Source organism: Streptococcus sp. 27098_8_22 (assembly GCF_041432415.1).
Taxonomy (GTDB): domain Bacteria; phylum Bacillota; class Bacilli; order Lactobacillales; family Streptococcaceae; genus Streptococcus; species Streptococcus pseudopneumoniae_M.
On sequence record NZ_JAPVZP010000001.1, the window covers coordinates 20654 to 45026 of the forward strand.

Annotated in this window: 27 protein-coding genes; 9 read left to right on the top strand and 18 right to left on the bottom strand. The window is 38.8% G+C overall.

The features are described from left to right. The first annotated feature begins 80 nt into the window (after positions 1 to 80). The gene (gene xerS / locus O3633_RS00075) at positions 81 to 1151 is read left to right on the top strand and encodes a tyrosine recombinase XerS (protein ID WP_223338481.1); all 1071 of its coding nucleotides are present in this window, start codon (positions 81 to 83) and stop codon (positions 1149 to 1151) included. A gap of 68 nt (positions 1152 to 1219) precedes the next feature. On the opposite strand, the gene lplA is transcribed toward xerS, so the two are convergent. The 15 genes from lplA to yjbM all read right to left on the bottom strand — a co-directional run bounded on the left by lplA (position 1220) and on the right by yjbM (position 16179). Continuing rightward, the gene (gene lplA / locus O3633_RS00080) at positions 1220 to 2209 is read right to left on the bottom strand and encodes a lipoate--protein ligase (protein WP_371619962.1); all 990 of its coding nucleotides are present in this window, start codon (positions 2207 to 2209) and stop codon (positions 1220 to 1222) included. A gap of 190 nt (positions 2210 to 2399) precedes the next feature. Next, positions 2400 to 4103 (bottom strand): dihydrolipoyl dehydrogenase, encoded by a 1704-nt coding sequence (gene lpdA, locus O3633_RS00085; protein WP_371619963.1) that lies wholly within the window; start codon positions 4101 to 4103, stop codon positions 2400 to 2402. A 39-nt stretch (positions 4104 to 4142) separates the two neighbouring features. Next, positions 4143 to 5186: a dihydrolipoamide acetyltransferase gene (locus tag O3633_RS00090; protein ID WP_371619964.1), complete on the bottom strand. Its 1044-nt coding sequence runs from the start codon at positions 5184 to 5186 to the stop codon at positions 4143 to 4145. Positions 5187 to 5617: 431 nt separating this feature from the next. Then, on the bottom strand, positions 5618 to 6610 hold the full coding sequence (locus O3633_RS00095; protein ID WP_371619965.1) for an alpha-ketoacid dehydrogenase subunit beta: 993 nt from the start codon (positions 6608 to 6610) through the stop codon (positions 5618 to 5620). Between the two features lie 17 nt (positions 6611 to 6627). Next, positions 6628 to 7596 carry a thiamine pyrophosphate-dependent dehydrogenase E1 component subunit alpha gene (locus O3633_RS00100; RefSeq protein ID WP_371619966.1) on the bottom strand — a complete coding sequence of 323 codons (969 nt, stop codon included), beginning with the start codon at positions 7594 to 7596 and terminating at the stop codon, positions 6628 to 6630. Between the two features lie 179 nt (positions 7597 to 7775). Beyond that, on the bottom strand, positions 7776 to 9116 hold the full coding sequence (locus O3633_RS00105) for an MATE family efflux transporter (RefSeq protein ID WP_371619967.1): 1341 nt from the start codon (positions 9114 to 9116) through the stop codon (positions 7776 to 7778). A gap of 11 nt (positions 9117 to 9127) precedes the next feature. Beyond that, complete coding sequence (locus O3633_RS00110; RefSeq protein WP_049529677.1) at positions 9128 to 9388, bottom strand: hypothetical protein; 261 nt, start codon at positions 9386 to 9388, stop codon at positions 9128 to 9130. A 10-nt stretch (positions 9389 to 9398) separates the two neighbouring features. Then, positions 9399 to 10670: a dihydroorotase gene (locus tag O3633_RS00115; RefSeq protein WP_371619968.1), complete on the bottom strand. Its 1272-nt coding sequence runs from the start codon at positions 10668 to 10670 to the stop codon at positions 9399 to 9401. A gap of 12 nt (positions 10671 to 10682) precedes the next feature. Beyond that, positions 10683 to 11147, bottom strand: a complete 465-nt coding sequence (locus O3633_RS00120) for an NUDIX hydrolase (protein WP_371619969.1) — start codon at positions 11145 to 11147, stop codon at positions 10683 to 10685. Positions 11148 to 11156: 9 nt separating this feature from the next. Then, the gene (locus tag O3633_RS00125) at positions 11157 to 11810 is read right to left on the bottom strand and encodes a uracil-DNA glycosylase (protein ID WP_371619970.1); all 654 of its coding nucleotides are present in this window, start codon (positions 11808 to 11810) and stop codon (positions 11157 to 11159) included. Between the two features lie 61 nt (positions 11811 to 11871). Further along, a complete protein-coding gene (gene pynA, locus O3633_RS00130; protein ID WP_371619971.1) occupies positions 11872 to 12567 on the bottom strand; it encodes a pyrimidine 5'-nucleotidase PynA in 696 nt (231 codons plus the stop codon). 252 nt (positions 12568 to 12819) lie between these two features. Further along, positions 12820 to 13794, bottom strand: coding sequence for a phosphate acetyltransferase (gene pta, locus O3633_RS00135; protein WP_371619972.1), 975 nt, complete (start codon positions 13792 to 13794; stop codon positions 12820 to 12822). A 15-nt stretch (positions 13795 to 13809) separates the two neighbouring features. After that, positions 13810 to 14709 (bottom strand): RluA family pseudouridine synthase, encoded by a 900-nt coding sequence (locus O3633_RS00140; protein WP_371619973.1) that lies wholly within the window; start codon positions 14707 to 14709, stop codon positions 13810 to 13812. Continuing rightward, on the bottom strand, positions 14706 to 15524 hold the full coding sequence (locus O3633_RS00145; protein WP_371619974.1) for an NAD kinase: 819 nt from the start codon (positions 15522 to 15524) through the stop codon (positions 14706 to 14708). Before O3633_RS00145 ends, O3633_RS00140 begins: the two co-directional genes overlap by 4 nt. Next, on the bottom strand, positions 15508 to 16179 hold the full coding sequence (gene yjbM, locus O3633_RS00150) for a GTP diphosphokinase (protein ID WP_049509203.1): 672 nt from the start codon (positions 16177 to 16179) through the stop codon (positions 15508 to 15510). Before yjbM ends, O3633_RS00145 begins: the two co-directional genes overlap by 17 nt. A gap of 134 nt (positions 16180 to 16313) precedes the next feature. On the opposite strand from yjbM, the gene O3633_RS00155 reads away from it, so the two are divergent. The 7 genes from O3633_RS00155 to O3633_RS00185 all read left to right on the top strand — a co-directional run bounded on the left by O3633_RS00155 (position 16314) and on the right by O3633_RS00185 (position 21087). Then, positions 16314 to 16883 carry a CYTH domain-containing protein gene (locus tag O3633_RS00155; RefSeq protein WP_371619975.1) on the top strand — a complete coding sequence of 190 codons (570 nt, stop codon included), beginning with the start codon at positions 16314 to 16316 and terminating at the stop codon, positions 16881 to 16883. A 124-nt stretch (positions 16884 to 17007) separates the two neighbouring features. Next, complete coding sequence (locus O3633_RS00160; RefSeq protein ID WP_371619976.1) at positions 17008 to 17952, top strand: ribose-phosphate diphosphokinase; 945 nt, start codon at positions 17008 to 17010, stop codon at positions 17950 to 17952. A gap of 15 nt (positions 17953 to 17967) precedes the next feature. Further along, positions 17968 to 19083 (top strand): cysteine desulfurase family protein, encoded by a 1116-nt coding sequence (locus O3633_RS00165; RefSeq protein ID WP_049529689.1) that lies wholly within the window; start codon positions 17968 to 17970, stop codon positions 19081 to 19083. A gap of 4 nt (positions 19084 to 19087) precedes the next feature. Then, positions 19088 to 19435, top strand: coding sequence for a DUF1831 domain-containing protein (locus O3633_RS00170; RefSeq protein ID WP_000863542.1), 348 nt, complete (start codon positions 19088 to 19090; stop codon positions 19433 to 19435). Positions 19436 to 19444: 9 nt separating this feature from the next. Beyond that, on the top strand, positions 19445 to 19654 hold the full coding sequence (locus tag O3633_RS00175) for a DUF4649 family protein (RefSeq protein ID WP_049529690.1): 210 nt from the start codon (positions 19445 to 19447) through the stop codon (positions 19652 to 19654). Positions 19655 to 19740: 86 nt separating this feature from the next. Then, positions 19741 to 20382 (top strand): redox-sensing transcriptional repressor Rex, encoded by a 642-nt coding sequence (locus O3633_RS00180; RefSeq protein WP_049529691.1) that lies wholly within the window; start codon positions 19741 to 19743, stop codon positions 20380 to 20382. Positions 20383 to 20397: 15 nt separating this feature from the next. After that, complete coding sequence (locus O3633_RS00185; protein ID WP_371619977.1) at positions 20398 to 21087, top strand: gamma-glutamyl-gamma-aminobutyrate hydrolase family protein; 690 nt, start codon at positions 20398 to 20400, stop codon at positions 21085 to 21087. Between the two features lie 24 nt (positions 21088 to 21111). Here O3633_RS00185 and radC read toward each other — a convergent pair whose 3' ends face one another. Both radC and O3633_RS00195 read right to left on the bottom strand, forming a co-directional pair. After that, complete coding sequence (gene radC, locus O3633_RS00190; RefSeq protein ID WP_371619978.1) at positions 21112 to 21792, bottom strand: RadC family protein; 681 nt, start codon at positions 21790 to 21792, stop codon at positions 21112 to 21114. Positions 21793 to 21854: 62 nt separating this feature from the next. After that, positions 21855 to 23135, bottom strand: coding sequence for an O-acetylhomoserine aminocarboxypropyltransferase/cysteine synthase family protein (locus O3633_RS00195; protein WP_371619979.1), 1281 nt, complete (start codon positions 23133 to 23135; stop codon positions 21855 to 21857). 191 nt (positions 23136 to 23326) lie between these two features. Here O3633_RS00195 and O3633_RS00200 point away from each other — a divergent pair, with 191 nt between their 5' ends. Next, complete coding sequence (locus O3633_RS00200) at positions 23327 to 24022, top strand: VIT1/CCC1 transporter family protein (protein WP_049529695.1); 696 nt, start codon at positions 23327 to 23329, stop codon at positions 24020 to 24022. Positions 24023 to 24077: 55 nt separating this feature from the next. On the opposite strand, the gene O3633_RS00205 is transcribed toward O3633_RS00200, so the two are convergent. Next, complete coding sequence (locus tag O3633_RS00205) at positions 24078 to 24350, bottom strand: PspC domain-containing protein (RefSeq protein WP_371619980.1); 273 nt, start codon at positions 24348 to 24350, stop codon at positions 24078 to 24080. Positions 24351 to 24373 lie beyond the last annotated feature (23 nt).

The following is a 24373-nucleotide window of genomic DNA, read 5'->3' on the forward strand; positions in this document are numbered from 1 at the left end:
CTTTCCGAAAAACTATAATTTTCTTGAAAAATATATCTAGCTATGCTATACTACTAGTATAGAAAGATTTGGAGAAAAACATGAAACGCGAGATCTTATTAGAACGGATTGATAAGCTCAAACAAGTTATGCCCTGGTATGTTCTTGAATACTATCAATCGAAACTGGCTGTACCATACAGTTTTACGACCTTGTACGAATACTTAAAGGAATACGATCGATTTTTCACCTGGGTTTTGGAATCTGGTATATCGAATGCTGATACCATGGCAAATATTCCTTTAGACGTTCTGGAGCACATGACCAAGAAAGACATGGAATCCTTTATACTTTACTTGCGTGAACGTCCTCTGCTTAATGCTAATACAACTAAAAATGGTGTCTCTCAAACAACCATTAACCGAACTTTATCGGCGCTTTCTAGTCTTTATAAGTATTTGACTGAGGAAGTTGAAAACGAACAAGGAGAACCTTATTTCTACCGTAACGTCATGAAGAAGGTTGCTACCAAGAAAAAGAAAGAAACCTTGGCTGCACGTGCTGAGAATATCAAGCAAAAACTCTTTTTAGGCGATGAAACAGAAGGTTTTCTGAACTATATCGATGAGGAATACCCTAAAACTCTCTCAAATCGAGCCTTATCGTCCTTTAACAAGAATAAAGAGCGAGATTTAGCGATTATCGCACTCCTTCTTGCCTCTGGTGTCCGTCTCTCTGAGGCAGTTAACCTGGATCTTCGAGATCTCAATCTTAAGATGATGGTGATTGACGTCACTCGAAAAGGTGGAAAAAGAGACTCAGTCAATGTGGCTGCCTTTGCTAAGCCTTATTTAGAACAATATCTCGCCATTCGTGACAAACGTTATAAGACAGAAAAGACCGATACAGCCCTCTTTCTAACCTTGTATCGAGGGGTTCCAAACCGTATCGATGCTTCTAGTGTTGAAAAGATGGTGGCAAAGTATTCTGAAGATTTCAAAGTCCGAGTGACACCCCACAAACTACGCCACACACTTGCAACACGTCTATATGATGCAACCAAGTCGCAGGTTTTGGTAAGCCATCAACTAGGACATGCTAGCACACAAGTTACCGACTTGTATACCCATATTGTCAATGACGAACAGAAAAACGCTTTAGATAGTTTATGAGTCACATAATATAAATTATGTAAATTCAATTCTAAAAAAAGAAGTTGGACTAACCAACTTCTTTTTCTTTATTCCACCACAGCTTCAGCAATTTCTTCAGCAGTAATTCCTGCGAAATAACGACCTAAGTTAATGGTTTGAAGGGCTTTAAGAACATCTTCGCGTTCGTATTTAACACCACGAAGGACATCTTCTACTGCTGCAACATCTTCGATACCGAAAAAGTCACCGTAAATCTTGATATCTTGAATTTTTGACTCAATAACATTCGCAAAGATTTCAACCTTTCCGCTTGGGAATTTAGTTCCACGACGGACATTGTATTCAGGTGATTTCCCATAGTTCCAGTCCCAAGTTCCAAACTTAGTTTCTTTGATTCGATTGATTTCAGCCAATTCTTCATCCGAGAAGACATACTCAGTCATCTTAGGGTATTCTTTTTTCATGTATTCCAAGAGTAAATCACGGAATTCTTCAACAGTGATCTTTTCTGGCAACTCATCGATAATATTAGTTACTCGAGCACGGACTGATTTAACTCCTTTTGATTCAAACTTATCTTTAGAAACTTTGAGTGCGTTAGCAAGGACAGACAAATCAACGTCAAAGAGCAAGCAACCATGGTGCATGATACGTCCGTTAATATAAGCTTGCGCATTTCCACAGAATTTCTTACCGTCGATTTCAAGGTCATTACGGCCTGTAAATTCAGCCTTAACACCAAGTTGAGCAAGTGTATTGATTACTGGAGTAGAAAAGCTCTTGAAGTCAAAGGCCTTATTTTCGTCTTCTTTTGAGATGATTGTATAGTTAAGGTTGTTCAAATCATGGTAAACAGCTCCACCACCACTGATCCGACGGACAACCTCAATGCCATTTTCTCGAACATAATCACGATTGATTTCTTCGATAGTGTTCTGGTGACGACCGACAATGATAGATGGTTTATTAATCCAAAGAAGGAAGATTTGATCCTCATCCAAAAGGTGTTTAAAGGCATATTCTTCCAAGGCGATATTAAAAGCAGTGTCGTTTGAATGATTGATAATGTATTTCATAGTATTTCTAAAATTTTTTAATTTCTATTCATAGCAATCAAATTCTCAAAAGTAGTAAAAAGAAATGCAACGTGTTATCGTTACATTTCTCGGAAAAATTGAGACAAGAGGCTCAATTTTTAGGCATGGAACTCTAATAGAGGTCGCTGCCGTCCGTACTACTTTAAGAAAATTTTATTGAGAGACTTGTTTATTTTTTCTTAGGTGAATGAATAGCCATTCCAAGAACATCCGCAAATGCTTCGTACATAACTTCAGAGTATGTTGGGTGTCCGTGGATAGTCTTAAGCATTTCTTCAACAGTGATTTCCATTTCAATGATACTTGATGCTTCGTTAATCAATTCAGCTGCTGCAGGACCAATGATGTGAACACCAAGGATTTCACCATATTTCTTATCGGCAATAACTTTAACGAAACCTTGAGCCGCATCTGATGCAATGGCACGACCGTTAGCCGCAAAGTTGAATTTACCAATTTGAACATCGTATTTTTCACGAGCTTGTTCTTCAGTCAAACCAACTGCTGCTACTTCTGGAAGTGTGTAAATAGCTGCAGGAGTCAAGTTCAATTTAGCAACAACGTGATTTCCTTTAAGCGCATTTTCAGCAGCTACTTCACCCATACGGAAGGCAGCATGTGCCAACATCTTAGTACCATTGATATCACCTGGTGCATAGATACCTGGAACAGAAGTTTCCATGTATTCGTTAACCTTGATACGGCCACGGTCTAATTCAAATTCAACATCTCCGATACCTTCAAGGTCTGGAACACGACCGATTGAAAGAAGAGCTTTATTTGCAATGATATCATCTTTTCCTTCAACTTTGATACGGAGTTTGCCATCTTCTTCAATAATTTCTTGAAGTTTAGTACCTGTTAAGATAGTCATACCTTTACGCTCAAGAATCAAGCGAAGGTTTTTAGATACTTCCGCATCCATTGCTGGTACAATACGGTCCATCATTTCGACAACAGTAACTTTTGAACCGAATGTCATGAAGGCTTGACCAAGTTCGATACCAACGACACCACCACCGATAATAACGAGGCTCTCTGGAACTTCGTTCATTTCAAGGATGTCATCACTAGTCATCACAAGAGATGATTCCATACCAGGAACGTTGATTTTGCTTACTTTTGAACCACCAGCAAGGATGATCTTCTTAGTTTCAAGCAATTCAGAACCATTTACCAAGACATTCTTATCTTTAGTAATAGTACCGATACCTTTATGAACATCAACTCCATAGCTACGAAGAAGTCCTGCAACACCACCTACAAGGGTATTGACAACTTTAGATTTTGTTTCTAAAAGTTTCTCCATATCAACTGTGAAATTAGGATTTTCAATTACGATACCACGATTTGCCGCATGACCGATATTCTCGATAATTTCAGCGTTGTGAAGGTAAGTCTTAGTTGGGATACATCCACGGTTCAAACATGTTCCACCAAGTTCAGATTTCTCAACAAGAGCAACCTTACCACCTAATTGAGCCGCTTTAATGGCAGAAACATAACCAGCAGGTCCACCACCAATAACAACGATATCATAAGCATCATCGCTCTTACCATCATCGTTCGAAGCACTTGCTACAGGTGCTGGGCTAGCTTCTGGTGCAGATGCTCCAGCTGATGGGATATTTTCCCCTTCCTCACCAAGATATCCGATAACTTCAGTAACAGGAACAGTCTCGCCGTCCCCTTTCAGGATAGCGATCAAGTAACCGTCTTCTTCTGCTTCTAATTCCATGCTGACTTTGTCAGTCATGATTTCCAAAAGGATTTCTCCTTCTTTTACAAATTCTCCGACTTTTTTATTCCATTGGACGATTTGTCCTTCTGTCATATCCACGCCGGCTTTTGGCATAATTACTTCTAAGGCCATGTCTTACTTCCTTTATCTATATTTCTAAAAATAAATTCTCTAAACCAACATTGAGATTGGGTTTTCAATCAAAGCTTTCAAGTCTTTCATAAACTTAGCACCAGCCATACCATCTACGACACGGTGGTCAATTGTTAAACCAAGGCTCATAATTGGACGAATCACGATTTCATTATTAACAACAACTGGTTTCTCAATTGTTGAGCTAACCCCAAGGATTGCTGAGTTCGGTTGGTTAATGATTGGACCGAATGATTGAACACCAAACATCCCCAAGTTACTGATGGTGAAGGTTGAATTTTGCAATTCGCTAGGAGCTAGTTTACCGTCCAAGGTACGTCCAATAACGTCCTTAAATGCAACTACCAACTCAGACAAGCTCATTTTTTCTGCATTATAGACAACTGGTGTCATCAATCCATTATCCATACCAACTGCCATCGCTAGGTTGACGTAATTGTGAGTAATAATTGTCTTACCGTCTTCTGTTAATGAAGCATTGATGTATGGGTGTTTCATAAGAGTCTTAACAACTGCAAGTGAAAGCAAGTCTGTAACGGTAATTTTCTTACCAGTTGCTTCCATGATTGGATCAAGAACTTTCTTACGAAGGGCAAGCATTTCAGACATATCGACATCGTAGTTAAGCGTGAAGGTTGGTGCAGTCAAGTATGACTCAACCATACGTTGAGCAATAACCTTACGCATTGGTGTCATTGGAATACGCTCGATTTCCCCATAAGGTGTCACGTTATCTGGGACTTCTTCCACTTTCTCGATTTGAGCAGGTGACTTGATTGTTTCGTTCTCGATATTTTCCGGAAGGAATGCCAAAACATCCTTCTTCATAATCTTACCACGATGACCAGTTCCTTGAATTTCTTGCCATGCAATGTTATGTTCAAGGGCAATTCGTTTTGCAAGTGGCGAAATGCGAACCACGTTTGTGTCTTTATATGTTTCCACGTCTTCTTTGTGGACACGACCGTTTGCGCCTGAGCCAGAAATATCGTAGAGATTAATTCCTAAATCATCCGCTAATTTTCTAGCTGCAGGAGTCGCTCTTAGCTTATCATCAGCCATGACCTCTCCTATTCTATTATAAGATACTAAGGACGAAGAGGGCAATGAAAAAATAGGAGATTGACGATGTGTTCCATGAACACAAGGAAATCTATCTTTTTTTCGCAGACCTCCGTCCGAATTCAATTATAAGATACTAAGGGCGTCAAAAGTCAAAGTGAAAATAGGAAACTTGACGAAGAAACTTTAGTTTCTAGGAAAGTTTATCTTTTTCACACAGACTTTAGCCCGAGTTCAACTCTACAAGTAACTTGGATACGAAACGTATCTCAAGTTACTACGGTTGCCGCTGTTAGGCGGTCAACCAAGTAGACTTACTAAGTCGTTCGTCGAATAAAATCGATTCGACTCTCTTCTGTCGCAACTTTACAAATAACTTGGATACAAAAAGTATCTCAAATAAGTTTTGTTTGCATAATTTATTTTATGTATTATTGTTTGTTATGAGTTTTACGAATGGCATCTTTGATGCTTTCAACTGTCGGAATCATTGCATTTTCAAGATTTTGTGCGTAAGGCATTGGCACATCCTCACCTGCACAACGGCGAATAGGTGCATCTAAATAATCGAATGCTTCTGATTCTGAGATAATAGCTGAGATTTCACCGATAAAACCACTTGTCTTGTGGGCATCGTTAACAAGAACTACTTTTCCAGTTTTCTTAACTGAATTAATAATGATGTCTTTATCAAGTGGAACCAAAGTACGTGGGTCTACTACTTCTACTGAGATGCCTTCTTCAGCCAATTCTTCAGCTGCTTGCATGACACGACGAAGCATTTTACCGTATGTTACAACTGTTACATCAGTTCCTTCGCGTTTAATTTCACCAACACCAAGCGGAATTGTATAGTCCGGATCAACTGGAACATCACCTTTTTGGTTAAATTCTGATTTGTATTCAAGGATGATGACTGGGTTGTTATCACGGATAGAAGACTTAAGAAGTCCCTTCATGTCAGCAGGTGTACCTGGAGCAACAACCTTCAATCCAGGGATGTGAGTGAACCAAGATTCCAATGATTGTGAGTGTTGTGCTGCAGAACCTACTCCGTTACCAGCGGCACAGCGGATTGTAATTGGCACTTGACCTTTACCGCCAAACATGTAACGAGTTTTAGCTGCTTGGTTGACGATATTATCCATGGCAATAACTGAAAAGTCCATGAAAGTCATATCAACGATTGGACGAAGTCCTGTCATGGCTGCACCAGCAGCTGCACCTGAGATAGCAGCTTCTGAAATCGGACAGTCACGTACACGTTCTGGCCCAAACTCCTCTAGCATACCTACAGATGTACCAAAGTCTCCACCGAAAACTCCGACATCTTCTCCCATCAAGAGTACATTTTCGTCGCGACGCATTTCCTCAGACATTGCAAGGATAATGGTATCGCGGAAAGACATTAATTTAGTTTCCATATTTTCTCTACTTCTCCTTAGTCTGCGTATATATCTTCAAATGCTGATTCAAGTGGAGGGAATGGACTCTCTTCAGCAAATTTAACAGATGCTTCCACTGCTTCCTTAACTTGTGCCTGAATTTCTTCAAGTTCTTCTGCACTAGCAATCTTGTTCTCAACAAGGTACTTGCGAAGATTTTCGATTGGATCTTTTTGTTTCCACTCTTCTACTTCTTCACGTGTACGATATTTACCAGGGTCTGATGATGAGTGACCAAGCCAACGGTAAGTTACACTTTCGATTAAGACAGGGCCTTTACCAGAACGAACATGGTCAACTGCTTTCTTAAATCCTTCGTAGACATCGATAACATTGTTACCATCTTCGATAAACATACCAGGAATACCGTAAGCTGCGCTACGTTCGTGGATATGCTCGACATTAGTCATTTTCTTAATATCTGCAGAGATTCCATATCCATTATTGATACAGTAGAAAATCACTGGAAGATTCCAAATAGAAGCCATATTCACCGCTTCATGGAAAACACCTTCGTTTGTCGCACCATCACCAAAGAAGCAAACGACAATCTTGCCAGTGTTTTTCATTTGTTGTGTAAGGGCGGCACCAACTGCAATCCCCATACCACCACCTACGATACCATTAGCACCAAGGTTACCTGCATCTAGGTCTGCGATATGCATAGATCCACCTTTACCTTTACAAGTTCCAGTGTATTTACCAAGAATTTCAGCCATCATCCCATTAAGGTCGATTCCCTTAGCAATGGCTTGCCCGTGACCACGGTGATTTGAGGTGATGAGGTCATCCTCGTTTAGAGCCAACATAGCCCCAACGCTGGCAGCTTCCTCACCAACAGAAAAGTGCGTCATACCAGGCACTTTTCCTTTTTTTACTAATTGAGCAATTTTTAAGTCCATACGACGAATTTCTTCCATCTTACGGAACATCTCAAGCAAAAGATTTTTATCTAAAGTTGACATAATCTTGCCTTTCTAAGTTTAAATTCTTATAGTTCCATTTTACTGTATAGGTTAATTTGTGTCAAAAAATATGCCTGCAATTTTTCACAATATAAAAAAAGAAAAGCCAGTAAAATCAAGACTTTTCTTTATATAAAATACAAATTTCACAAGTTGTATTTTCATCGTTTTTTAACAAATTATTTGAATCTTTTCATAATAACTTGTAAACGCCACTGATAAAGAATTCCACTTACCATTAAACTAATGATGAGAGCAATCCAATAGGAGTACGCACCTAAAATAGTCGAATAATCAAGATATAAGCCAAGCGGAATCCCAACACCCCAGTATCCAAGAAGACCAAGGCAAAAAGGAACAATCGTATCCTTGTAACCTCTTAAAATCCCTTGCAAAGGTGCCGCAAAGGTATCAGCTAACTGGAAGAACAAGCTATAGGTCATAAAAGAAGCTGTTAGTTGGATAAATTCTTGATCTTGACCATATAGTCTGGCTACATTTTCACGATAGATGTAAAGAAAACTAAGTGTTAAAACAGCAAACACCATAGCTGTTAAACGACCAATATGGATATACTGTTTAGCATCGTCTAATCGTTTAGCTCCTACCTCATAAGAAATCACAATAGCCATAGCAGTTGAAATACTCATAGGAAAAGCATACATCAAATTTGAAAAGTTCATAGCTGACTGATGACTGGCAATAATAAGAGATGAGAATTTCGCCATAATTAAACCAACAACTGAAAAAATGGCAACTTCAGCAAATATCGTCCCACCAATTGGTAGACCAAGATAAATAGCTTCCTTGATTTTTTTGATTTGTAGGGGCATAGGTCTTTGGAGTTGATATTCCTTGAGCTTTTTATGCTTTAACAAGACCAAAACCGAAATCAGCAACAAAGCCCAGTACGCAAGAGAAGTCCCCAGACCTGCTCCTGCACCTCCTAACTCAGGAAAACCCAAAGCACCATATATTAGTAAATAATTAAATCCACTATTTAAAGGAAGTAAAAGAAGCATGAGATACATAGACAATTTTGTCAGTCCTAGCGTATCAAGTAGCGAACGAATAACACTAAAAAGTAAGAGAGGAATAATACCAGTGGCTAAGAGCCACAGATAACGTATGGCAACGCTGGATACAGCCACTTCCAGTCCCATGAATTCTAACACAATTGGTGCTAAAAAGAAAACCAAGCCAAAAAGTACGATAGATAAGGCTAAAGCCAAATAAAGAAATTGATAAAAATCCGAAGAAACTTCTTTCTTTTTTCCTTGTCCCAAATGGTGACCAATAATAGGGACCAAGGCTGAGACGATTCCAGTCAAAAAGGTAAAGAAAGGATTCCATAAGCTAGTTGCAATTGAAACACCCGCTAGATCGAGAGTATTATATTGACCCGTCATCGTGGTATCGACAAAAGATGCGGAATAATTAGCGAATTGATAAATTAAAATAGGAAAGAAAATTTTTAAAAATAAGATGATTTTGTCTTTAATAGTTTCTGTTGAACGCATACCTACTCTTTCTACTTCTTTTCATCCAAGTCAAAAAGCTTTAAGCCGTATTTTCTCAAGCTCAAAGGTGGATTACTAGTTTTTGATGTCGTGTGCCAGCAATTACATGAGGCGCAATAATAGCTTCTAACCAAGCCACCATTATCATACTCTACAGCATGATCAGCTTTTTCCTTGGTTTCATACTGAATTTTAGCACGGTTAGCGGCTTGACAATATACTCCATGGCAAGCATTTCGTTTACGATTTCTAAATTTACGAAAATAATTCATCCTCAAGCTCCTAATCTGCTTGATAAACGATTTGTCCCATACAGATAGTATATTTAACCTGCCCTTTTAATTGTTCACCAATGAATGGTGAATTAGCTGCTTTAGAAGCAAAATGCGTGTCAACGATTCGGTCAGCTTTATCATCGAAAATTGTAATATCAGCTGGGCCGTTTTCAGCCAAATATCCTGCTTCAAAATTATACAATTTGGCTGGGTTTACTGTCATTTTTTCTAATAATTCCATCAGGGTTAGCTCACCAGCTTCGACTAAGTAAGTTAAACCGAGTGACAAAGAAGTTTCTAAACCTGTCATACCTGATGGAGCTTTGGTAATATCTTCGACATTCTTTTCATCAGCATGGTGAGGCGCGTGGTCAGTAGCAATTACAGAAATGACTCCAGATTTAAGCCCTTCAATAACTGCACGACGGTCAGACTCCAGACGAAGAGGTGGATTCATCTTAGCGTTACTTCCTTTAGTCAAAAGAAGAGCTTCAGTCTTAGAAAAATGCTGAGGTGCTACTTCTGCAGTTACGTTTGCTCCCAAACCTTGAGCGAACTCCACAACCTTAACACTTTCTTCCTTGGACAAGTGCTGAATGTGGACATGGGCTTTGGTTGCATAGGCAATCATGACATCACGAGCTATCATAGCGTATTCTGCAACCCCGGTAGCACCGCAGATATGGAAATGTTCTTTAGCAATGTTTTCATTAAAACCTAGCGTACCATTCAGTCCAGGATCTTCTTCGTGCAGACTGATAAAGGTGTTTAACTTTTTAGCCTCTTCCATGGCTTCCTTGACCACTTTACTGCTTTCAAGTGGAATCCCATCATCAGAAAATCCAACAGCTCCAGCTTCTAAAAGCGACTTAAAGTCTGTCAAATCTTGGCCATTAAAGTTCTTGGTAATTGTTGCTACAGATTTAACGTTGATCTTTTCCTTTGCCGCAGATTGAAGAACTTCCTGCAAAGTCTCAACATCTGAGATGGTTGGATTGGTATTAGCCATCATAACGACAGTTGTAAATCCACCTGCAGCTGCTGCTAGTGCTCCTGTATGAATGTCTTCTTTATGAGTTTGACCAGGTTCACGGAAATGAACATGGATATCCACCAATCCAGGCGCAACTACAAAACCAGTAGCATCTAAGATTTCTGCTCCTTCTTCTTTAATCTCAGGCGCAATTTTGACAATTCTCCCATCTTTAACCAAGACATCACACACTTGATCCAAACCAGACTTAGGATCCATTACACGGCCGTTTTTGATTACTAACATCGCTTTACTCCTTTATTCGTAGAAATCCACTTGGGTATCCAATAATTTATCACCATCATAAACAAATTTAGCTGAAAAGAATGGTTTATTTTCTAAAAGCCACTCTACAAAGGTATGGTCCCCTTCCCAGGTCGGCTTACTTAAAACCTCATCGTAAGGAACCCATTCTAAGGTTCCTTCATTACAGTCAATCAACTCACCTTCAAACTCAGTTACTTTAAATACATAGGTGTACCAGTCAAGGTCTGGTGTAAACTCTGGAAAGGTGATTACTCCTTTTAATACTGGTTTTGCTTTTAGACCAGTTTCTTCAAGAATTTCACGAGCAGCACATTCTTGTGGAGTTTCCCCCCGTTCTAACTTTCCACCTACACCGATCCATTTCCCTTCATGGACATCATTAGGCTTTTTATTGCGATGAAGCATGAGTAGCTCTTTCCCGTTATCAATGTAGCAAATTGTCGCTAACTGAGGCATATTCTCTCCTTATCTAAGCCAATCAATTGGCTCTTGTCCACTTTCTTTTAAGAATGCATTGGCCTTGGTAAAAGGCTTGGAACCCCAAAATCCTCTGTAAACTGAAAGAGGACTTGGGTGGGCTGATTCGATAATCAAGTGCTGAGGATTTGTAACCAAGGATTTCTTCTTACGTGCATAAGCACCCCAAAGTACAAAAACTACGGGTCTATCAATATTATTGACAACCTTGATCACAGCATCTGTAAAAGGTTCCCATATCTGCCCAGCATGACCATTTGCTTGACCAGCAGGAACCGTCAAGCAAGCATTGAGAAGCAAGACCCCCTGCTCGGCCCAAGTAGTCAAATCATGTGAAGTCTTAACTCCAATATCATCTGCAAGTTCTTTTAAAATATTTTGTAAAGAAGGAGGTGCTGGAATAGAATCTGGAACTGAAAAACTCAAGCCCTGAGCTTGACCAGGCCCATGATAGGGATCTTGGCCTAGAATTACCACTTTAACCTCTTCCAGAGGAGTTGTTATAAGAGCTTGAAAAACCTTTTCTTTAGGAGGATATACAGTTCCTTGGGCATAAACCTGCTCCATAAAGTGATTGATTTTCCCAAAATAACCCTCAGGTAATTGCTCCTTAATCAAAGCATGCCAAGATGAGTGTTCCATAGCCAACTCCTTCGTTAATACTGTCTCTATTATAGCAAAAAGTGGCTATCTAAACCACTTTTTACAGTTTGTATAAGATTTCTAGCAGAGCCTGATAAGAGTCGACTTCATAAGTTGGCTGAGCTTGTGTCTTATTTTCCAGATGATGAGGATTGTACCAGATGGTATCGATGCCAGCATTATTTCCACCTTGAATATCAGCTGACAAAGAATCACCAATCATAAGGGTCTGATTTTTATCAAAATTAGGGATACGAGCTCCAATTTTTTCATAAAATTCAGCATCTGGTTTTTGAGTATGGAGTTGTTCTGAAATGAAGATTTCCTTGAAAAATGGTGCAATTCCAGATTGTTCCAAACGACCTGTCTGAATATAGGTGATTCCATTTGTCGCAGCATAGAGTTCATAGCCCTTACTTATCAATTTTTTTAATAAATCTTCGACACCTGGGAAAGTCTGACCTTGTTTAGATAGAAAAAACTGGTAGCGCTCTGCTAAGTAAGCCCCATCTTTTTCAATGCCAAAGTGAGCAAATAATTTTGCAAAACGTGTGTTAATTAACTCAGCCTTTGTAATTTTTTTCTGTTCCAAATCCTTCCAAAGAGCCTTGTTCATTGGTACATAGTAATCTTTATAGGCTTGTATATCCACTACTCCTTCTTCTTCTTTTAGGAGTTGCGATAAGGCAATATCTTCTGCAGCATCAAAATCTAGTAAGGTGTGGTCGAGGTCGAAGAGTAAATACTTATATTTCAAATCTAAATGCTCCTTTCTGAACATTAAGTGAGTAAAAAAATAAATAGTCATTCAAAAGATTGCAGGAGCTAATTTCTATAGAACTGGCAGTATTGACTATGGTCCCAACTAGGTCTTTGGGTATCTATAGGTTTGATCTATAAACTTCACCGAGTATTAACAAAAGCCGATATTCCTATCACCTTTTAATAACCAGTTTGAATTCTTCCTACTTGAAAAGCTCCTTTAACAGAAAAGGAGCTATCTTGTATTTTATTGGTGTACAGCTTGGGCTGCTGTGATAAGAGTAAGTTTGAAGACGTCGTCTGAGTTACATCCACGAGAAAGGTCATTAACTGGTTTGTTCAAACCTTGCAATACTGGACCAACCGCTGCAAATCCACCGAGACGTTCTGCCATCTTGTAACCAATATTCCCTGCTTCAATACCTGGGAAGATAAAGACGTTTGCTTGTCCAGCAACCTTACTTCCTGGTGCTTTAAGAGCAGCTGTTTCTGGAACGAAGGCAGCATCGAATTGCAATTCCCCATCAATTTCAAGGTCAGGACGAAGATCATGAGCAATCTTAGTTGCTTCAACAACTTTATCTACGCTTTCACCAAAACCAGAACCTTTAGTTGAATAGCTTAGCATTGCAATTTTTGGTTCGATACCAAACATCTTAGCTGTGATAGCAGAGTTAATCGCGATTTCTGCCAAAGCTTCAGCATCAGGATTGATATTGATGGCACAGTCACCAAATAGGTAACGCTCAGTGCCACGAACCATAAGGAAGGCACCTGAAGTACGACTAACATTTGGACGTGTTTTAATGATTTGAAGGGCTGGGCGAACAGTTGCCGCAGTAGAGTGAATAGCTCCTGAAACCATTCCATCTACCAAGCCCATGTATACCAACATAACACCAAAATAGTTCACGTCTTTAACCAAGATTTCACGAGCTTCTTCTTCAGTCATTCTTCCTTTACGACGTTCTACAAGTAATGCTACCATTTCTTCAAATTGAGGATAATGTGCTGGGTCAATTACTTCATAACCATCCATGATTCCTTCGATTTCAAGATAGATTTTAATTTTATCAGGATTTCCAAGTAGGACAGGAATAACTTCTGTTTCTTTTACGATGCGTTTTGTTGCTTGAAGAATACGTGGTTCTTCACCTTCAGGCAAAACAATACGTGCATTTTTACCAACTAGGTTGGCTTTTAAACTTTCAAAAACTTCCATGAGTTTTTACTCCTTTTAAGATAAATTATTATTTGATAACTGAGTTATAAGATTCTTAAAATCATCCGGCAGTGGACTTTCTATCTCCAACTGCTCTTCAAGAAAAGGATGATAAAACGATAAGTAATGGCAATGCAGAGCTTGGCGCTCTATGCCATGTTTAAGACTACCACCATAGAGGTCATCACCAAGCAAAGGAAAACCAAGATGAGAAAAATGAACACGAATCTGGTGGGTCCTTCCTGTATGTAGTCGAATATCAACAAGATGAATATTGCCATAAGACTTCACTATACGATAGGAGGTATGAGCATATTTACCACCTTTTGCCACTCGTCTAGTGATAATGGAATCTTCATCTCGAGCAATCGGTGCGATGATTTCACCTTGAGGCTCCAGAAACCCATCTCCTTTAACTAAAGCAAAATAACGCTTTTCAATGGCTTTCTTTTGCAACTGCTTGTCTAGTCTAGCATGGGCATACCCGTGTTTAGCAAAAAGCATGAGGCCCGAAGTATCTCGATCTAGTCTGGTTACAATGTGGACCTGTTGATTTTCGTAGTTCTGATTCACATAATAGCCCTTGATAAAGTTAGCGATGGTATTGGAATGATTGACACTAGGAATCGAGGCCACACCAAAGGGTTTGTTTAAAATCAAGAAATGATCATCTTCAAACAGAATATCCAGTGAATAATCTATTGCTTCCAGTGTCTCGAAACCTTCTTCAGGAGGAATGTCGATGACAACCACATCCCCAATATCTAAGAGATAGGTTGCATTTTGTGGATGACCGTTTACGCGAATATCTCCACCTCGAAACTTGATTTTGGCAAGTAAACCTTTCGAGACTTCGTGTTTTTTTAAAAAGGTCTTTACCTTGACATGTTCGTCAGCAATAAATTCAAACCTCATTCATCCACCTCACCAATAAAGGCATCCTTGACACGATTCCAAAAACTAGTATGGCTTGGTGTTGCGACAAAGTGAATCTTGTGGTGGTCTATTTGGTATTCTATTCTTTCAATATTACGGTAAGAATAAATGCTATTGTCAACAGAAATCGTATGATAATCATTGCGAGTCGGTATCAATTCAATCTTATCCTTCTTAGGCACAATGATAGACGAACCTAAGGTTCGGTAGACACGATTGTTGAGACTCGCAATTTCTGTTAATTGTAGGGCCTCAATGGTAGGATGCAAAACAGCTCCACCAAGAGATTTATTATAGGCTGTACTCCCAGTTGGCGTCGATACCGTCAGGCCATCTCCTCTAAAACGTTCAAATGGCACTTGGTTAATGATAATATCGGCAACCATAGTTCTATCAGCTCTCCGAATGCTAGCCTCGTTCAAAGCTCGGAAAATCTTCACTTCCCCGTTTTCCCAAAATACCTTTACATTTAACAGTGGGTAAGACACACGAGCCCCAGTATCTAACTGTAAATTAGTAACCAATTGGTCCAGTTCAAAATCACGGTAGTCTGTATAGAAACCTAAATGACCCGTGTGAACACCAACGAAGCGAACCTTATCCAGCTGGTCTTCATACTTGTGAAAAGCAGACAAAAGCATCCCATCCCCACCTATGGAAATCACGATATCGGGATGTTTATCATTTAATATAAAGTTATTTTTTTTTAGTCGATCTCTTAATTCATATAAGACTCTTTGACTTTGAGGTTTGCGATTAGCGATTAGATCAATTCGTTTACCTGTATTCTTCATCGGTATCGTCACTATTACCTACCCCGTCATTTAACTTTCTATACAATGGATCAAAGAGTGCCTGTGCTTCCTGGATATCATCACGAATTTTACTCATTTCTTCATCCAATTGATGGGATATCCTTGCTGTAATTTCTAAGCGTTTCTTAATTTCTTCTGGAAAATCCCCTTGATATTTATAATTGAGAGAATGCTCGATGGTAGCCCAGAAATTCATAGCCAAGGTACGAATCTGAATCTCCACCAGAATCGTTCTTGCCCCCTTGATCGTGTCAACAGTATACTCAATAATCAAATGGTAAGAACGATAGCCTGAAGCCTTTCGATGAGTGATGTAGTCACGTTCTTGGACAACTCTCATGTCTTGCCTCTTACGAAGGATGGCAACAACCTCGCTCACGTCATCTACAAATTGAACCATGACGCGTAAACCTGCAATATCTTGCAAGTCCTGTTCCAATGTATCGTATCCAATCCCTCGACGAGCCATTTTTTCTTTTATACTTTCGATCGGTTTGACTCGACCAGTTACAAACTCAATTGGAGAATGTTTATTTTGTTTGCGGTATTGTTTTCGAATACCTCGGAGTTTTATCTTCAGCTCTCCGACAGCCTGAATGTAAGGATCTAAAAATTCTTCCCATTCTGTAATCATATACCTTTTTCATCCAATTCTCTATACACTTCGATTTATCTAGTTTTTGATTTTCTATGAAAAATCTTATACAATAAATACAATGCTTATTATACCATACAATCGCTTTCAAAGATAAGGAAAAAGTAAAAAAAATGAAACATTTAGAAATTGAAATGAAAACACTCCTAAAACAGGATGAATATAAAAAATTACAAACTCACTTTTCAGGAGTCACACCTATTACACAAAAAAATTACTACCTAGACACGCCTGATTTTTACCTTCGTAAGCATAAAATTGCTATGCGCATTCGTACTTTTGAAAATAGCGCTGAATTGACTATAAAAATTCCACAAAAAGTTGGAAATATGGAGTACAATCAAGATCTAAGCCTAGAGGAAGCAAACCATTGTCTTAAAGAATGTAAACTTCCACAAGGAATGATTCTTGATGAATTGACTAGCCGTGGACTTTCAACCAGTGGCTGGGTAGTTTTAGGTTGCCTAACTACTGTTCGTTACGAAAAGCAAACTTCTATCGGACTCATGGCTCTTGATCAAAGTGAATACTTTGATATTGTTGACTATGAGCTTGAATTAGAAGTAGAAGATGGTAAGCAAGGTAGTCTTGATTTCCAAGAATTTTTACAAGTCAATGAAATCCATTACAAAAAAGCTCCTTCGAAATTGGTTCGTTTTATAGAAAATATGAAAAAATACTGAAATAATCTTCTTTTTTTGATAAAATAAAAGGGATGAAAAATAATAGAATCTGCTGTAGAGAGCATTTATCACTAAAAGTGTTTTACTATAGCGATTTACTTAGTTTAAAGAGGACGGTTTATCGATGTCAGATACAAAAAACATGAAACTTTTCGCACTATCTTCCAACCAGGAAATTGCTCAAAGAATCGCAGATGCTGCGGGTGTTCCACTTGGAAAAGTATCTTCACGTCAATTTTCAGATGGTGAAATCCAAGTTAACATCGAAGAAAGTGTTCGTGGATACGATGTTTATATCATCCAATCAACTAGTTATCCAGTAAATAACCACTTGATGGAACTCTTGATTATGGTTGATGCTTGTGTTCGTGCTAGTGCTAATACCATTAACGTTGTACTTCCATACTTCGGCTACGCTCGCCAAGATCGTATCGCTTCTTCACGCGAACCACTTACTGCAAAACTGGTTGCAAATATGTTGGTGAAAGCTGGAGTTAGTCGTGTATTGACTCTTGACCTCCATGCCGTTCAGGTTCAAGGATTCTTTGACATTCCTGTAGATAACCTCTATACTATTCCACTTTTTGCAAAACATTACTGTGATAAAGGTTTGACTGGTTCAGATGTGGTTGTTGTTAGTCCTAAAAACTCTGGTGTAAAACGTGCTCGTAGTCTTGCTGAATATCTTGATGCTCCAATTGCCATCATTGATTATGCACAAGATGATTCTGAACGCAGTCAAGGTTATATCATCGGAGATGTCGAAGGTAAAAAGGCAATCTTGATCGATGACATTCTGAACACTGGCCGCACCTTCTCTGAAGCTGCTAAAATTTTGGAACGCGATGGTGCTACTGAAATCTACGCTGTATCCAGTCATGGATTATTCGTTAACGGTGCAGCAGAGTTATTAGATGCAGCAAATATCAAAGAAATATTGGTTACAGATTCTGTTGTGACAGAAAGTAAAAAACCTAAAAACGTACAATACATCACTGCTAGCGAATTGATTGGTGATGCCATGGTTCGTATTCATGAAAGAAAACCAGTTAGTCCACTATTTAAATAGAAATTAGGTGAGTTTTTGATTTATTTGGATAATGCTGCTACAACACCCCTGTCACCTGCAGCTATCTCAGCAATGACTCAAGTCATGCAAGAAACATATGGGAACCCTTCTAGTATTCATAGCCATGGACGCCAAGCGGGTAAACTATTACGAGAAGCTCGTCAAGAACTAGCAAGTTTACTAGGAACAAAGCCACAACATATATTCTTTACCACTGGTGGTACTGAAAGCAATAATACTGCTATCATCGGATACTGCCTTCGCCATCAAAATCGTGGAAAGCACATTATCACTACTGCGATTGAGCACCATGCTGTTCTAGAACCCATCAAATACTTGGTTGAAAATTTCGGTTTTGAAGTGACTATTTTACAGCCTGAAAATCAAGAAATTACTGCAGACCAGGTCAAAAATGCACTGCGTGAAGATACCATTCTTGTTTCTACTATGTTTGCAAACAATGAAACTGGTACACTTTTACCTGTTGCTGAAATTGGTGAAGTTCTAAAAAATCATCCAGCCGTCTATCATGTCGATGCGGTTCAGGCAGTTGGAAAACTAGAAATTCTTCCCGAAAAATTGGGAATTGATTTTCTTAGCGCTTCTGCACACAAATTTTATGGTCCAAAAGGCATTGGATTTCTCTATGCTGCATCTACAGATTTTGATTCCTACCTTCATGGTGGTGATCAAGAGCAGAAAAAAAGAGCTGGAACAGAAAATCTTCCTGCCATTGTGGGAATGGTAGCAGCTCTAAAGGATGATCTTGAAAACCAAGAACAAAACTTTAAAAAGGTTCAAAAACTAAAAGAAACATTCTTAAAGGAAATGGCTGACACAGACTATTATCTCAATCAAGGGAAAGACCAGCTACCTTATGTCCTTAATATTGGATTTCCAGGTCAACGTAATGATCTACTACTCCTTCGTCTAGATCTTGAAGGGATTTCTATTTCAACTGGCTCTGCTTGTACTGCAGGTGTCGTTCAGGTCAGTCATGTTCTTCAGGCTTTCTACGGAGAAGACTCGCCTCGCTTACATGAATCCGTTCGCGTCAGCATTTCACCTAAAAATACAGAACAAGAGATGATAACTCTCGCCAATACTCTTAAAAATATCATTGGAGGATAACTCAATGGCATTCGAAAAAACCATTAGTCTTAAAAATTGCCGTTATGATTACACACTTAGCCCAACCGTCAAAAAGTTCACTCTAAAAGATAATACTTTTTTTGAAACTAAAGTTGGGAACTATGAACTGACACGTCTTCTTGAAAAAGTCCCAAATAGTGGAGAAGGGTTCCAGCTTAAGATTATCATCAACAGAGACCTGACAGGTGCAAAAATCAATATCACAGATAAATTTGGCCTTCGTTTAGTTGACATTTTTAAGTCTGAGGAAACACATATTCACCAAGAGAAATTCTACTTCTTGATGGATAGTCTTGTTGAACGTGGTGTATTTACAAAAAGTGAAAGATAAAAGGTCGTTATGTTTCGATTAACTTACAAGGATCCTTATAAAGTTGAACGTGTGCAAGAATATGAAGATTATGAAGCACTCATGCTTTCTCTATCAGGTTGTGTAACCCTTCCTGATACGACTTTTATCACTTCATTAACACACAATGGAGTTGAGATCTATCAAGGGCTTCTTGGTGATCTCTATCGTTTTTTGAAATCTTACCACGAAAATAGCTAAACTAAGATTTTTCTTAGTTTTTTTTCGTTATTGTTGCTATTTTCACAAGCTTTATATAAAATAGTAAATAGAAAGGTTGTGATTTTGTGAAAGAAAAACAGTCTGCTATTCCTAAAGCAACAGCAAAGAGACTTTCTCTCTATTACCGTATTTTTAAAAGATTTAATGCTGAGAAAATTGAAAGAGCTAATTCCAAACAAATCGCAGAGGCAATTGGAATTGATTCTGCAACGGTTCGTCGAGACTTCTCCTACTTTGGGGAACTTGGACGACGTGGTTTTGGATACGATGTTAAAAAGCTCATGAATTTTTTCGCTGATCTTTTAAATGATAATTCTATAACTAATGTTATGCTGGTAGGTATCGGAAATATGGGGCACGCTCTTCTCCACTACCGTTTTCATGAGCGTAACAAGATGAAAATCATTATGGCTTTTGACCTAGATGACCATCCTGAGGTTGGTACCAAGACTCCTGACGGTGTTCCAATCTATGGAATCTCTCAAATAAAAGACAAAATCAAAGATAGTGATGTTAAAACTGCTATTCTTACTGTCCCTAGTATAAAATCTCAAGAAGTTGCTGAACTATTGGTTGACGCCGGAATCAAGGGTATTCTTAGTTTTTCACCTGTTCACCTACATCTTCCTAAAGACGTGGTTGTTCAGTATGTCGATCTTACAAGCGAACTTCAAACTCTCCTCTATTTCATGCGTAAAGAGGATTAGAAAGTGTAAATATTTATGAATAAACCAGTTATTGGGATTACAGGAAATGAAACCCCGCATCCAGATGATGATCTTATGATGAGTTATGCTGCAAAAGGCTTTGTTGAAGGGGTTAAGAAAGCTGGAGGTATACCCATTATCCTACCGATTGGTGATGAAGAAATGGCCAGTTACTACATTGGTTTGATTGATAAACTTATTCTAACTGGTGGACAAAATGTCGATCCAAAGTTCTACGGTGAGCCTAAAACAATCGATAGTGATGACTATCACCTTCAAAGAGATATTTTTGAGTTAGCACTCATTGAAGAAGCAATCAAACAAAAGAAACCAATTTTTTCTGTTTGTCGAGGCACCCAGCTCTTTAATGTGGCTATGGGAGGAACTCTTTATCAAGATATTGAAGACCATTGGCAGGATACTTCAGCCGAGTATACAACTCAACGTTTAGTCACCGAGCCTGATACTATTCTTCGAGATATCTATGGAGATATCTCCCATATCAACTCTTTCCACCATCAGAGTATTAAGGACCTAGCTCCAAATCTCAAGGTTGTAGCTCATGATCCTAAAGATGGAATTATCGAGGCTGTTACAACAACGGATGGTTTCCCTTACCTCGGTGTTCAATGGCATCCGGAATTTCTTTTTGAAAATCGCCCCAAAGATAAAACACTTTTCGACTATGTCGTCAATGAATTGTAAAACCTGTATCATATACAGGTTTTTTTACACCAGATCCGTCTTCTCACGGTAACTAAAATAGTCGGAATGTGAGACGATAAGATGATCCAATAAGACCAATCCCATTAATTCGCAGGCTTCTTTAACAAGCTTCGTAACATGGTCATCATTTCTACTCGGCATGACAGCACCAGATGGATGATTATGAACCAGAATCACAGATGTTGCCATATGCTTCAAAGCATAGTGGAGAATTTCCCGTGGTTCAGCAATACTTCTAGTAGCTGAGCCGATAAAAATGGTTTGCTGATGAATGATTTGATTTTGAGTATTCAGATAGAGCGCCACCAGGTGCTCTTGTTTTTTATCTCCCAGTTCAGCTTGCATCTTTTTAGCCAGTCTTTGACTACTAAGAATGCTCTCTGCCTCAATGGTTTCTTTTTTGTGAATACGACTTCCCAGCTCAATCATAGCTTGCAACTCAATAGCTTTCACTCTACCGATACCTGATAAACTCTGTAATTCTTGCAAGGTCATTTTTTTCAAATCAGTTAAGCAACTTAATTGATTCAATACTTTTTGAGCGATTTCAAAAACAGTTGATTGACGAGTCCCTGTTCGTAACAAAATGGCTAGTAACTCCTGATTACTCAAACTCTCTACTCCTTCTGTTACCAAGCGTTCCCTAGGCAAGAGCGAATCTTCTTGAAATGAAATACTGTACATAAAAATCCTCCTCACATTACTATTCGTGAGAAGGATCTAAAAACGGAAAATTTTATTTATTCTTAAATCTTTTCAAGTGCAAGACGCAAATCTTCAACCAAATCATCCACATTTTCAAGACCTATTGAGAGACGGATTTGATTTTTAGTTACTCCTGCTGCTTCCAGATCCGAGTCAGACAATTGAGCATGAGTTGTAGTTGCGGGATGAACTACCAATGATTTTGCATCAGCTACATTGGCGAGGTCTGAAAAGATTTCCAAGCTATCAATAACCTTACGAGCTTCTGCTTCTCCACCTTTAACATGGAAGGTAAAGATTGAACCAACACCTTTTGGTAAATATTTCTCCGCCAAGGCGTGGTAAGGGCTATCAGTTAATTTTGGATAATTAACTTTTTCAACTTTTGGATGGTTCACAAGGAAATCAACGATTTTCTCAGCGTTTTGCACATGGCGTTCAACACGGAGAGATAGTGTTTCAAGACCTTGTAGGAGCAAGAATGAGTTAAATGGTGAAAGGGCAGCTCCCATATCGCGAAGCAATTGCACGCGAGCAGCAACGATAAAGGCTGCAGCACCAACATCACGAGTATAGCTGATATTGTGGTAGCTTGGATCTTCATCGACTAATTGAGGGAATTTCCCTGAAGCAGCCCAGTCAAACTTACCGCTATCAACAATGACACCGCCAATTGTTGTACCGTGTCCACCGATAAACTTAGTTGCTGAGTGAACCGCAATGTCAACACCATGAGAAAAGACATTGATAAGATAAGGTGTTGCAAAGGTATTGTCTGCAACCAAAGGAATCTGATGTTTATGAGCAATTTCAGCTATTTTTTCAATATCAGGAATGTTGATGACTGGATTTCCCAAAGTTTCAATCAAAACAAGTTTGGTATTGTCTTTAATCGCTGCTTCTACCTCTTCTAGATTATCGATATCAACAAAAGTTGTGGTGATTCCATAGCGAGGAAGGGTTTCTTTCAATAGGTTAAAAGTACCACCGTAGATAGTTGAAGCTGCAACAACATGATCACCTGCATGAGCAAGTCCCAAAATTGTGTAAGTAATAGCAGCCATACCTGATGCAGTAGCAAGAGCACCAACACCACCTTCAAGTGCTGCAATACGTTCTTCAAAGGCTGAAGTTGTTGGATTGGTAATACGAGTATAGATATTTCCAGCTTTTTGAAGGGCAAAAAGGTCTGCACCCTCCTGTGTATCTTCAAATACAAAGGATGTTGTTTGGTAAATAGGAACTGCACGAGATTTTGTAGTCTCATCTACCACTTGTCCTGCATGCAATTGCAGAGTTTCAAATTTAAATTCACGAGTCATATTTAGACCTCCAAAGATTTCATTAGGTTCATTGTATCACCTATTTCACTAGGTTACAAATACAACTTTGTTATATCTTTGCATAAGCAATAGCTATGGCTATTATTAGAATTGTAGAACTTTTTTCAGATAGTTTAAAATGTTTGTTTTCACTTCTCCCATACTTTATAATGAATATGAAGGAGAAGACTATGACAGAAATTACTCATGAAATTGATTCAAACTTTGCAGGGCGTTTAAATATCTTGCGTGCTGGTGTACTAGGAGCTAATGACGGGATCATTTCCATCGCTGGAGTTGTTATCGGGGTTGCCAGTGCGACAAGCAATATCTGGATTATTTTCCTCTCAGGTTTAGCCGCAATTCTTGCTGGTGCCTTTTCTATGGCTGGTGGCGAGTATGTATCTGTATCCACTCAGAAAGACACTGAGGAGGCCGCTGTAGCCCGCGAACAACTTCTTTTAGATAAGGACTTGGATGCTGCTAAAAAATCCCTCTATGCAGCTTATCTTCAAAATGGTGAGTGTGAAACATCTGCTCAACTACTAACCAACAAAGCCTTTTTGAAAAATCCACTCAAGGCTTTAGTTGAGGAAAAATACGGAATCGAGTACGAAGAATTTACTAATCCTTGGCATGCTGCTGCATCTAGCTTTATTGCCTTCGTACTTGGTAGCCTACCACCAATGCTTTCCATTACGATCTTTCCAAGTGACTACCGAATCCCTGCCACTGTTTTTATCGTTGCGATTTCTCTATTGATTACAGGCTACACCAGTGCTAAACTTGGAAAAGCACCAACCAAAACAGCTATGATTCGTAACCTTTGTATTGGTCTTTTAACCATGGGAGTAACCTATCTGTTTGGACAATTGTTTAGTATTTAAAAAAGATACCGCGCGGTATCTTTTTTGCTATCAAAATATAAACAGTTAATTTGATTTACCAAAACCAACCTTCATTATCATTAATTGGTTCAGCCTCTTTAATCTTGCGTGGGCCTGTTCCATACATTTCAGCTTCGATATCTTCTTTTGTTGGTAGGATCGAAGCTAGGATAATGTAGATAATAATTCCGAGTCCAAAGTTTGCGATTGTAAAGATTGCAAAAAGGAAACGAACTAGGGTTACATCAAGATTCCACTTATCAGATAGACCTGCAAGAACACCTGATATCATACGATTTCTTCTCATTTTATAAAATTTTGTATTCATGATTTGTACCTCTTTCGGTTTTC